Below are 12504 nucleotides of genomic sequence, written 5' to 3' on the forward strand. Positions count from 1 at the left end.
GCGGGCTTGATAGGTTAAGTTTTATAACTTAAAAACTAAATTGAGCTGCTAGACGTACATTTGTGCCTTCGCCAATAGTTACATTACCATTACCGCCGCCACCTAAGTAATCAGTATCAAATAGATTTTCAACGTTAAGGCGAAGATTTATATCGGTGTTACTCATGTTAAACTTATAAGTTGCGCCAACATCTATACGTGTATAGGCATCTTTGGTAATAGAATTATCGCTATCTGCAAAGCGTTCACCTTCATAAAAAGCACCGGCATTAAACGCAATGGTGTCGTTTAACTCATAGCGTGTCCAAAGTGATGCAGACCATTTAGGGGCATCGGTAGGTCGTTTACCTTGTAGATTTTCGTTCGCTCTTTCATAGTTAGCATCTAAATACATTGCAGATGCCATAACAAATAAACGGTCAGTTGCTGCACCTTGTGCTGCCATTTCAAAACCTTTATGACGCTGTTCACCAACTTGGTTTGTTTCAGTGGTAATTGAGCCGATAGGTGTTTCAAGTTGTTCTGTAACTAAGGTTCCATTTTTACTTATATCGAAAATAGCACCGCTAAGCATTAAACGCTCATCAAATAGCTGCCATTTAATACCAAGCTCTCTTTGTTCAGAGGTGACAGCATCTATTTTCATACCAAAGTTGATATCTTCTTCGTCAGTAATGGTTTCGTTTTGTGGCTCAAAGCCTTCTGTATAACTGGCATAAATAGTTGCAGATGCATTCGGGTGATAAAGTACGCCGAATTTAGGCAAAAACGACTCGTTATTTTGTCCTTCACGTGTTTGCTTATCAAAGCGACCGCCAACAGACACTTGCCATTGTGGTGAAAAAGTAATTAAATCTTGGGCGTATACACCGTAGTAGTCATATTCAGTTTCGCTTTTAGTGAGATCAGTTTTATAGCTGACATCTGGGCGGGCAGGTTCATTTTGGCCTGCTGTAAAACTAAATGAATCAGCAGATGTGCGTAGTTGACCATAATAGTAGTCAAGCGAGTTAGCACCGATTAGAAATTGGTGTTGTATGCCAGCCGTTTCAAATTCACCAATAAAATCAATAAATGCAGTGGTGAATTGCCAATCATCAAAACGATCGTATGGGTTCGAAGTGTATGTATTCGTTTGAGTGACGTAAGAGTTTCGACTAGGAGATGACTCAAAACGTTGGCGCTCAAATGTTTGCTCGTTGTAACCAAGCTTAACTTGCCAGTGATCGTTTAAGTACACCTCAAAATCTACGCCTAAGTTTTCTACCGTTATGTCGGTAAATGCCCAAGACATATCGCGAATGGTTTTGTCATCGCCAATCACATTAGCGTTGTCATCTATCCATGCGCCTGTATCTAGGCCTGCTTCGTCATCTGTGCGGTCGTAATGTACGCGTACTAATGCGTTGTCGCTTAAATCGTAATCAACAATTACAGCACCTAAAAAACGGTCGCGTTCACGGTTTTCGCCGTTTTGGTATTCGCGCCAGTAATCAACATCTTGCTTTACTAAAATACCGCGTGCGCGTAAATCTTCAGCGTCGGTAAGTGCACCAGCCGCATCTAGCATAAAGCGGGTAGAACCATGTTGGTCTACATCTGCGCTGGCGTTAAATAATGTTGTCGCCGTAGGCTTTTTTGTCACCATGTTTACTAAGCCACCAGGACCAGATTGGCCGTATAAAATGCTTGATGGGCCTTTAATAACTTCTACTTGTTGAAGAATTTCAATCGGTTGCTGGTAGTGAGACCAATGTTGGTGTCCGTCACGTAAGTAGCCTGTCGAAGAGCTCAGTTCAAAGCCGCGTAAGTTAAATACTTCACGGTTACGTTGTTGAGAGCCGGCAGTTAAACTTGCATCGTTAGTAAGCACTTCACCAAGGGTGGTTGCTAATTGCTCGCTAATTATTGTATCGCTAATAACAGTTACCGATTGCGCTGTTTCTAACAATGACGCTGATGTTCTCATTGCTCCGTTAGCGTTGTCGACTTTATAGTCATTAAAATAGCTTCCTTTAACTTCAATTCGCTCTAAGTCAGTAGAGGCGGCAAAGGCGCTTGTGCTAATGGCACCAACAAGTGCTACGTACAGTGAGTTTAGTTTCATCGGTTACATCCAGTGTTAGGGTGTTAAAATTTTTCGAGGATCTTAATGAAAATTAGTATCATTTGCAACTTTTTTATTAACAAGGATTAACGCATCGTAAAATAATGCGTAACGGGTATTAATGGTTGCCTAATCTGAATTCTGCTATTATAGAGCTCATATTTTGGGGCTAAGCCCTGTGTTGTTTTTATTATTTTGGAATTAATTGTGACTTCTACTGCATTTTCATCTTTGGCTTTACCTGCTGGTTTAGTTGATAATTTATCAACACTTGGCTACTCGCAAATGACGCCTGTACAAGCGCAAAGCTTACCGCCTGTTTTGGCAGGTAAAGATATTATTGCGCAAGCAAAAACCGGTTCAGGTAAAACGGCTGCCTTTAGTTTAGGTGTTTTAGCAAAATTAAATGTAAAACGTTTTCGTATTCAATCGCTTGTACTTTGTCCAACGCGCGAGCTGGCCGAGCAAGTGGCGGTAGAGATGCGCAAACTTGCCCGTGGTATTCACAACATTAAAATTTTAACCTTATGCGGCGGGGTTTCTATTGGTCCACAAATAGGCTCGCTTGAGCATGGCGCGCACATTATTGTTGGAACACCTGGGCGTGTGGACGATCATATTCGTAAAGGCACTCTGCGTTTAGACGATGTTGAAACGTTAGTACTTGATGAAGCAGATCAAATGCTTGATATGGGTTTTCAAGATACCCTTGATGCGATTATTGAGCGCATACCTCAAAATCGTCAAACGTTGTTATTTAGTGCAACGTTTCCGCGTGCAATTGAAGCGATTGCAAAGCGCGTATTAAAAAACCCAGAGATGATAAAAGTAGAAGAAGAGCAAGAAAAAAGTACAATAAAGCAATACTTTTACAAAATGGATAACAACAAACAGCGCTATTCAACGCTTAAGTTATTGCTACTTAAATTTACCCCACAAAGCTGTGTTGTTTTTTGTAATACCAAGGTAGAAACACAACAAGTTTGTGATGATTTAGCAAGTGAAGGCTTTAGTGCAGTGGCGCTTCATGGTGACTTAGAACAACGTGATCGCGAACGTACGTTAATTCATTTTGCTAATAAAAGCGCGTCAATATTAGTGGCAACCGATGTGGCTGCGCGTGGCTTAGATATTGACGACATGGACATGGTAATAAACTACCATTTAGCTCACGACCCACAAACCCATGTGCACCGTGTAGGACGCACAGGCCGAGCAGGTAAAAAAGGCATTGCGTGCTCTATTTACGGTGATGCTGAACAGTTTAAAGTGGCGCAAATTGGCGACCATTACGAACGAGACTTTTTGCCAGAACCAATGCCTGCCTTCAGCTTATTAGAAAAGCCGCCTTACAAGCCAGAAATGGTCACCCTAATGATTGATGCCGGCAAAAAGCAAAAAGTGCGCGCTGGTGATATTTTAGGTGCCCTTACTGGCAAAGAGGGGGTTGCAGGGCGCCAAGTAGGTAAAATAAATGTACTTGATAACGTTGCCTTTGTAGCGGTAGAGCGTAATGCATCAAAACCTGCACTGCGAAAATTAACCGAGGGTAATATTAAAGGGCGTAAAATCCGCGCCCGTCGCCTTACCCGTTAATTATGTGTTTTGAGCAGCTAGTTTAAGCTGCTCATACTCGGCTCTTATTTGTCTAAATTTACATGCACTTCCAGTTTGCTTATCTGGATGATGTTTTAATGCCAATTGCCGCCAGCGCTTTTGTAGCATAGCCATGCTAAAGTTTGGCGGTAATTGCCAAGCCTTAAGTAATGGCTCAATACGCCCAACAGGCTGCTTTATTAGTGGGTTAAATTGCTGCCAAAAACTATCTAATAATGCCTCAATGTCTTTGGCACTGGTGTCGTAGTTTTCCCAGTTTAAATAGTAACTTTTTAAATGGGATTGCGTTGCTACATTGCTACTTGGCTCTGCAAGTTCAATATGTAATGACGATATAATTAAGTGCTTGGGTAATAGCTGTGTTTGCAGCTCAAATAACGCATTCATAATTAAAAAATTCTTTTTAAATAAATTTTGTTCAGGGTTTGCATCTAAAGGTGGTAACACCCCTTGCTCGGCCAGCGTTGCAGCTATGGTGTGAACTTTCCAAACTCGCTGAGATAAAAGTAGCTCAAAAATCTCATCAATCAGGGGGTTAAGCATTGTTTGCGCTCGTTTTGTTGTGTATCTTCAATAAAGATTACACTGACTAAAGCTAAAGTTTGAAGGAATAATATTATGCTAGGCAAATTGAAGTGCCTTTTATTTGTTTTATGTTGTGTGTTCATACTGCCTAGCTTTGCTCAAAATAGTGTATCTTTATTTGATGAATTTAAAAAAGAGCAGCAGTGGGACGTAAAACTCACGCTCGGTAATGCGCTGCTTGAAGCGAAAAACATAACAGAATCTCAAAAGGTCAGTGTTTATTCTGAACTTGCCGATTTAGCCTTCTCCTCAGATGATTTTGAAAATGCCCTGCAGTATTTTAAAAAATTAGAACAGCACACTTCCTTAAGTTACTTACCAGATATGCATTTTAGAGCCATTAAAATGCAAGGCGTTATGTTTTATTTTCAGGGGTATTTTCAGCAAGCTATTGTTGAATATAGCCGCGCCATGGTGATTGTTGAAAAAAACAATAAGCAAGTAGAACTTGCAAACTTGCTTAGTAATATTGGTTTAGCGTACTTTGAAATGAATAATATGGAGCTAACGCTCGAATATTATTTAAAAGCAAAAGAGATTTATGAGAAAAAGGGCAGTGCGCAAGACCAAGCTGATATATTACTAAATATAGCAGGGGTGTATATTCGGTTATCGCGTTATGAAAGTGCAATTTTATTTTATAAAGAAGTACTTAAAGTATATCAAAAATTAGGTGATACCAGCGGCATAGCACAAGTTAATAATAACTTAGGCGTTGCTTATTACGAGAGTTCGCAATTTGATTTAGCGCTGCATTATTACCAAATGGCATTGCGTTATTATATTTCTACTAATGACTATAATAAGTTATCTACCCAATACACTAATTTAGCAAACATCAATTTAATTCTTAATAACGTGGATGTTGCTTACGAGCAAGCTAAGCTAGGGGTACAAAACGCTCTTAAAATTGCTAACCACAGTTTAGAGCTTAATGCCTTGCATGCACTGGCAAAAATACAATTTGTTAGAGGTGAGCTTACTGATTCACAAATAAGCTTAGATAAAGCAACCGATTTGGCCACACAATATAATAGTGTGCGTATAAAGCGCGATGCTTTTGGTACACGTTCGCTCTTAGAGGCAAGCAAAGGTAACTACGCTGAGGCATTAACGTTGCACGAAAAGTTTGTAGCAGAGCAGCGCGGTATAAATAGCGAAACAATTACCAGCGCCTTAGCTGTGCTGCAAAATCAATTTAAAGCTACTCAGTTAAATCAAGAAATTCAAAAGCTTAAGCAAGAAAGAAAAGTACAAAAGCTAAAAATGAGCCAGCGTTCGCAGCTTACGGTTTTTATTTTTGTTTTATTATTTTTAGTGATTGTAACGGGTACCGCGCTTTATCGACGAGGCGCAGAAAAGCGTGCTAAACATTTATTAAAAGAACAAGTTGCGCAGCGTACCGCAGAGCTACAAGCTATTGCCCAAGAGCTACGAGAAGCTAATGATGTTAAAAGCCAGTTTTTGGCAAATATTAGCCATGAAATTAGAACTCCGCTTACAGCTATTTTAGGCCAAACAGATGATTTAATTAATGGTTTGTACGAGCCCGAAAACCTACAAGATGAATTGAAAATAATTCAACGACATAGCGATCACTTAAAAAGCTTAATTAATGATGTACTCGATTTAAGCAAAATAGAAGCAAACAGGTTAGAGCTCAATGTTTCTTGCTTTGACATAGTGCAGCTAGTTAGCGATGTGCATGCTATGTTTATTACGCAGGCCAAAGCGAAGCATTTACAAATTCGTTTTGATAACCATGTAGGCAATACGTTTTATACCAAACTCGATTTAATGAGGGTGAAGCAAATACTAATTAACCTATGCGCTAATGCTGTTAAGTTTACTCAGGCGGGGCAAGTTATTATATCTTTAAATAAAACCGAGCAAGGGCTTGTTTTTATTGTTAAAGACACCGGTATTGGCATGAACTCATCGCAGCTAAAACAAATATTTGAATGCTTTAGCCAAGCCGATAACAGTATTAGCCGTCGCTTTGGGGGTACCGGGTTAGGTCTAAGTTTGTCACAACAGCTAGCTTCTATGATGGGTGGCTACATTAGTGTACAAAGTGAGTTTAAACGCGGAAGTCAATTCTCACTGTTTTTACCCTGTGTAGAAGTTGCAAAAGAGCAAGATGAGTATGAACATGTAAGCGCCTCTAAACAGGTTAAGCAGTTAACTGGGCGCGTAGTACTGGCTGAGGATCACCCTGATAACCGCAGGCTCATAAGTCGTTATTTACGTTCTATGGGGCTTGAAGTTATTGCGGTAGAAAATGGCGAGCAAGCGGTGGAGAAATGCCTACAAATATACCCAGACCTCGTACTGCTTGATATACAAATGCCTATTATGGATGGGCGTGCAGCGTTTACATTATTGCAAAAGTGCGGCTTTCAAGCGCCTGTTTTTGCTTTAACAGCTAATGCAATGAGCCATGAAATTGATGATTATCTTGCACTAGGGTTTACAGGATATTTAGGTAAGCCATTAGATAAAAACGCGTTTTATAACACCCTTGCTCAGTATTTAGATGAAGCAAAACAAGATGCAGCCTATACAGCTAAGATAGACATGAGCGATTTAGTAACAAGCTTTAAGCAAAGCTTCACGTTTGAAAGTGAAACTATAAGTCAGCACCATAACAGTAATGACCTAGAGGCATTACAAAAAGACAGTCATCGTATTTTAGGCGCTGCGCAAATGTTTGCGTTAGACGATATTGCCAGGGCCGCTAAAAATCTAGATATGGCTTTACTCAATAAACAAAGCCAAAGTAAAGAACACATTCAAAAGCTTGTGGATGAATTACAGCGCGTACTTAAAAAATATAACGAGAGTTAACTATCCCAATCTTATTAAGTTATTACACATTTATAGCGATAGATAAATAGAGTGGTAATAAGGCATGAATTTTGATACGTAGTTGCTCTACATAAGAAATTTATAACGCCATTAACGCTTTATTTAGCATGCTAAAAAGGCTAAAAAGGCTAAATATCTAAGTTGATTGAATTAGCCGTTTAAACATAAAAAAAGCGCCTTAGGCGCTTTTTTTATGTAATGAAAACGCGGTTATTGGCGTTTCATCGAGTCGAAGAATTCATCGTTTGTTTTGCTCATAGAAAGCTTATCAATTAAGAACTCCATAGCATCAATCTCTGACATTTCATGAACAATCTTACGTAAAATCCACAGCTTTTGTAGCTCATCTGGTTTAGTAAGTAGCTCTTCACGACGCGTACCAGAGCGATTAAAGTCGATGGCTGGGAATACACGCTTTTCAGCAATCTTACGATTTAAGTGAAGCTCCATGTTACCGGTACCTTTAAACTCTTCGTAGATAACTTCATCCATTTTAGAGCCTGTGTCGATAAGCGCTGTAGCAATAATTGTTAAGCTACCGCCTTCTTCAACATTACGAGCGGCACCAAAGAAGCGCTTAGGCTTGTGCAGTGCATTAGCATCAACACCACCGGTAAGTACTTTACCTGACGAAGGTATAACCGTGTTGTAAGCACGTGCTAAACGAGTGATTGAATCAAGCAAGATAACCACATCTTTTTTATGCTCAACTAAGCGTTTTGCTTTTTCAATAACCATTTCTGCAACTTGTACGTGGCGAGAAGCTGGCTCATCAAACGTTGATGCAATAACTTCACCTTTAACGAGGCGTTGCATCTCGGTTACTTCCTCCGGACGCTCATCAATAAGTAAAACCATTAATGTAACATCTGGGTGATTGTGTGTAATTGATTGTGCAATGTTTTGTAGTAGCATTGTTTTACCCGCTTTAGGCGGTGCTACTAACAAACCACGTTGGCCACGGCCAATTGGTGATGCTAAATCAAGTACACGAGCGGTAATGTCTTCTTTACTGCCGTTACCGCGTTCCATACGAAAACGTTCGTTTGCATGTAGTGGGGTAAGGTTTTCAAAAAGAATTTTAGTGCGAGAGTTTTCAGGTTTATCGAAGTTAACTTCATTTACTTTTAATAAAGCAAAGTAGCGTTCGCCATCTTTAGGTGGGCGAATAAGCCCTGAAATAGAATCGCCAGTACGCATGCTAAAACGGCGAATTTGGCTTGGAGATACATAAATATCATCTGGGCCAGCTAAGTAAGATGCTTCTGATGATCTTAAAAAACCAAAACCATCTTGTAAAATCTCTAGTACACCGCCACCGAAGATATTCTCTCCGCCTTTGGCGTGTGCTTTAAGAATGGCAAAAATGATATCTTGCTTTCTTAAGCGGGCTACGTTTTCGAGCCCCATGGACTCAGCTAAGTTTACAAGTTCTTTTATAGACTTGTCTTTTAATTCGCGTAAATGCATATTGGTGGGTTCTTTATTACAATTGTCATACTCAAAATCGCTTTGATAGTTGAGTGAGGTTTGTTGAATATAACTAAGGATTAGTTGGCTTTATAAACTAGCAGTTCACTGGCATAGCGTCCAGTCTTTATACAAAATAAACACAAAAAAAGGGCAAAAACGCCCTTTTTTTTAATTTTTTACTTAGATATTGTTTTCTAAGAACTCAATAAGTTGAGTTTTAGAAAGCGCACCAACTTTCGTTGCAGCTACTTGGCCGTCTTTAAAAAGAAGCAGAGTAGGGATACCACGAATACCAAATTTAGGCGGTGTACCCGCGTTTTGGTCGATGTTTAATTTAGCTACTGTTACACGGCTGTCGTATTCATCAGCTACTTCATTAAGGATAGGGGCGATCATCTTACAAGGTCCGCACCACTCAGCCCAAAAATCTACTAGTACAGGCTTGTCTGATTGTAATACGTCAGCTTCAAAGCTATCGTCAGTAATTTGGATTATTTTCTCGCTCATTGCGCTCTCCGATTTAGTTAGGCGAAATATTTAGTGCGTATTTAAACACTCTTGTTTCTTATTGCAAGTTTAAACGTTATGCTTAAACGCTATGACTAAGACACATTTGACCGATAAAAAGTTTTCAGACTTTGCTATCGCACCGGAAGTGGTTGCCGGTTTAACCGAAAGTGGGTTTGAATATTGCACACCCATTCAAGCAAAATGCCTACCTTTTATTTGTGACGGACGCGATATCGCGGGCCAAGCACAAACGGGTACGGGCAAAACGTTGGCGTTTTTAACTGCCACGTGCCATCGGTTATTACAATCTAGCAAAGCACCTAGTAAACATCCAAGAGCCCTGATCATGGCCCCGACTCGGGAGCTTGCGATTCAGATACACAAAGATGCTAAAATTTTAGCGCCGCACTGTAATCTTAACTTAGGTTTAGTATATGGTGGCGAAGATTACGAAAAACAACGTGCACAATTAGAAAAAGGCGTTGATATTTTAATTGGTACTACAGGTCGACTCATCGATTTGTACAAGCAAGGCTGTTACACCCTTAATGAAATTGAGGTAGTTGTGCTTGATGAAGCCGATCGTATGTTCGATTTAGGCTTTATAAAAGATATTCGTTATATGTTCCGCCGTATGCCAGATACAGCAGATAGATTAAACCTGTTATTTTCTGCCACGCTTTCTTATCGTGTGCAAGAACTAGCCTTTGAACATATGACTAACCCTGAGCACGTTCAAATCGAGCCAGACGTAAAAACAGGTAAGCGAATTAAAGAAGAGCTATTTCATCCTTCTCAAGAAGATAAAATTAAGCTGCTATTAACTTTAATTGAGGAAGAATGGCCAGATAAAGCCATTGTTTTTGCTAATACAAAGCACAGCTGTGAAACAGTGTATGCTTGGTTAAAAGCCGATGGCCACCGGGTAGGTATGCTCACTGGCGATGTAAACCAGAAAAAACGTCAATCTATATTAGCGCAATTCACCAAAGGCGAATTAGACTTTTTAGTGGCAACCGATGTGGCAGCACGTGGGCTACATATCCCTGAGGTAAGTCATGTATTTAATTTTGACCTGCCAGATGATTGTGAAGATTACGTTCACCGTATTGGCCGTACTGGTCGTGCGGGCGCATCAGGTCATGCAATTAGCTTTGCATGTGAGCAGTACGCTTATAACCTGCATGAAATTGAAGAATACATAGAGCACAGCATTCCTTTATCACATTATGATAAAACCGCATTGCTAGATGATTTAACAAAGCCTACTATTCAAAGAAAGCGCAACTATTCTACAGGCCCACGTAATCGTAGTAATAATAACGGACGTCGCCCAAATAATAGTTACCAAAAAGGACGGTCGTAACTCGACCGTTACTGTACGTAGTAGTAACTAGAGGTTTTTGAACGGTGGGGCAATTTAAACCGCAAAAAAATGTGTATGCAGTCATTGATTTAGGCTCAAATAGCTTTCATATGCTAATTGCTAAATCAATTGCTGGCGGCTTACAAACTATAGGCCGCGTTAAACGCAAAGTAAGATTAGCCGCAGGGCTTGATAAAGATAACGTATTAAGCACTGAAGCAATGCAGCGAGGCTGGGAGTGCCTTGCACTTTTTGCTGAGCGCCTACAAGACATTCCAAAACAAAATATCACCATAGTAGCAACAGCCACATTACGTCTTGCGACGAATGCCGATGTTTTCAAAGCACAAGCCGAAAAAATCTTAGGCCACACGATTAATGTAATAAGCGGTGAGCTAGAAGCACGAACTATCTATAAGGGCGTAGCACACACTTCATCATGCACCGGCAAACAGCTAGTTATTGATATTGGTGGTGCAAGTACCGAAGTCGTCATAGGTAAGGGCTTTGAGGCATTGCACTATAAAAGCTTAAATATGGGGTGTGTTACTTATTTAGAACGCTATTTTAAAGATTGCCAATTAAGTGAAGCAAACTTTAATGCTGCCATCAAAGCTGCTCACGAAGTCATTGATGAAATTGCCCCTGAATATAAGCAAGCAGGTTGGCAAATTGCATCAGGTGCTTCTGGCACGGTGCAAGCCATTCAAGAAATAATGGTTGCGCAAAACTTAGATGAACTACTCACCCTAGAAAAGCTAAATAAAATAAAAGAGCAATCAATAACTTTTAGCACTATCGCTGCACTAGACTTACCTGGTTTGAGCGAAGAGCGCAGATTAGTTTTTGTATCTGGTCTTGCTATCTTAATTGCGTTATTTGAATCGCTTGAAATTGAGAAAATGGGATTAGCGGGCGGTGCGCTACGCGAAGGTGTGCTTTACAGTATGGTGCCAGAGCTGCATAACAATGATATTCGTAAGCGCACTATTAATGGGTTTATGGACCGTTACCATGTTGATCAAAAGCAAGCTAATCGGGTATCTAGCTTAGTTATTCAACTGGCAGAACAAGTCGGTGAAAGCTGGCCGCTTGTTAGTGAAAATGCGTTGCCGCTTTTAAAAGCCGCAGCACAACTACACGAAATTGGTTTATTAATAGAGTACAAGCAATATCACAAGCACACAGCCTACATCATAGAAAACACCGATATGCCAGGTTTCTCACAATCTGAACATAAAGTGATTGCAGCAGTTGCCAACGCACATCGCTCCGATATTCAAAAAGGCAGCTTCGACTTTCTAGGAGCACATAGTACGCTTACCCAATACTTAGTAAGGTTATTAAGAATTGCCGTAATATTATCGATGCGCCGACAAGATGACGTACTTCCTAAAATAGAGTTATCTGTAGAAAAAGACACCTTAGACTTAAAGTTTGCCAATAACTGGTTAAAAGAACACCCTCTTATGGCTAGTGAGCTACAACAAGAGTCTAAATTGCAAAGCAAACTCGGTTGGAAACTCATCGTAAACTAATATTAAAGGCCCGTAAGGGCCTTTTTAGTGTTTAAAGTAACCATTTTGCTTCAATTTCACGCGAACAGTCATTTATTTCAAGTTTTCTTCAAAAAAGGGTTGATCTGTTTTCGGATCTCCCTATAATGCGACCCCACTGAGACGGCAGGCAGCAACGCTTAGCGAGACAAGAGTTAATCAGTGAGTCGAGTAAAACTTAGTTTTAAAAACTTTCAAGTTTAACAAAATTAAGTGTTGACAAAAAAATAGGAAAGCGTAAGATGCGCAGCCCTAGCGAGATAAAGTTTAACGCTTTAATCGCAACGTTCTTTAACAATATAAAGCAATCATCTGTGTGGGCACTCGTACAGATTGAGTTCTAACAGCCAACCTACTTCAGTAGCGAGGCAAACAAATTTAGAGTCTCAATTGAAACTGAGTGACCAACAGCAATAACTACT

8 protein-coding genes are annotated in these 12504 nt (G+C 40.0%); 4 read left to right on the plus strand and 4 right to left on the minus strand.

Features of this window, described 5'->3' with window-relative positions:
- Positions 1 to 28: 28 nt before the first annotated feature.
- A complete protein-coding gene (locus tag WDB87_RS00805) occupies positions 29 to 2107 on the minus strand; it encodes a TonB-dependent siderophore receptor (RefSeq protein ID WP_337848731.1) in 2079 nt (692 codons plus the stop codon).
- Positions 2108 to 2314: 207 nt separating this feature from the next.
- Between WDB87_RS00805 and dbpA the strand changes: the two genes are divergently transcribed.
- Entirely contained in the window at positions 2315 to 3703 is a 1389-nt protein-coding gene (gene dbpA, locus WDB87_RS00810) for an ATP-dependent RNA helicase DbpA (RefSeq protein ID WP_337848732.1), read from the plus strand.
- Here dbpA and WDB87_RS00815 read toward each other — a convergent pair whose 3' ends face one another.
- Positions 3704 to 4267, minus strand: a complete 564-nt coding sequence (locus WDB87_RS00815) for a DNA-J related domain-containing protein (RefSeq protein WP_286245788.1) — start codon at positions 4265 to 4267, stop codon at positions 3704 to 3706. It abuts the gene before it with no gap.
- Between the two features lie 75 nt (positions 4268 to 4342).
- On the opposite strand from WDB87_RS00815, the gene WDB87_RS00820 reads away from it, so the two are divergent.
- The gene (locus WDB87_RS00820) at positions 4343 to 7156 is read left to right on the plus strand and encodes a tetratricopeptide repeat-containing hybrid sensor histidine kinase/response regulator (RefSeq protein WP_337848733.1); all 2814 of its coding nucleotides are present in this window, start codon (positions 4343 to 4345) and stop codon (positions 7154 to 7156) included.
- A 231-nt stretch (positions 7157 to 7387) separates the two neighbouring features.
- On the opposite strand, the gene rho is transcribed toward WDB87_RS00820, so the two are convergent.
- The gene (gene rho, locus WDB87_RS00825) at positions 7388 to 8647 is read right to left on the minus strand and encodes a transcription termination factor Rho (RefSeq protein WP_004588958.1); all 1260 of its coding nucleotides are present in this window, start codon (positions 8645 to 8647) and stop codon (positions 7388 to 7390) included.
- 183 nt (positions 8648 to 8830) lie between these two features.
- The gene (trxA, locus tag WDB87_RS00830) at positions 8831 to 9157 is read right to left on the minus strand and encodes a thioredoxin TrxA (protein WP_055015906.1); all 327 of its coding nucleotides are present in this window, start codon (positions 9155 to 9157) and stop codon (positions 8831 to 8833) included.
- Positions 9158 to 9248: 91 nt separating this feature from the next.
- Here trxA and rhlB point away from each other — a divergent pair, with 91 nt between their 5' ends.
- Both rhlB and gppA read left to right on the plus strand, forming a co-directional pair.
- Positions 9249 to 10526, plus strand: coding sequence for an ATP-dependent RNA helicase RhlB (gene rhlB, locus WDB87_RS00835; protein WP_054983731.1), 1278 nt, complete (start codon positions 9249 to 9251; stop codon positions 10524 to 10526).
- Positions 10527 to 10570: 44 nt separating this feature from the next.
- On the plus strand, positions 10571 to 12064 hold the full coding sequence (gene gppA / locus WDB87_RS00840; protein ID WP_286245790.1) for a guanosine-5'-triphosphate,3'-diphosphate diphosphatase: 1494 nt from the start codon (positions 10571 to 10573) through the stop codon (positions 12062 to 12064).
- Positions 12065 to 12504 lie beyond the last annotated feature (440 nt).

Origin of the sequence: Pseudoalteromonas sp. C12FD-1 (genome assembly GCF_037414265.1) — a bacterium.
Lineage (GTDB): Bacteria > Pseudomonadota > Gammaproteobacteria > Enterobacterales > Alteromonadaceae > Pseudoalteromonas.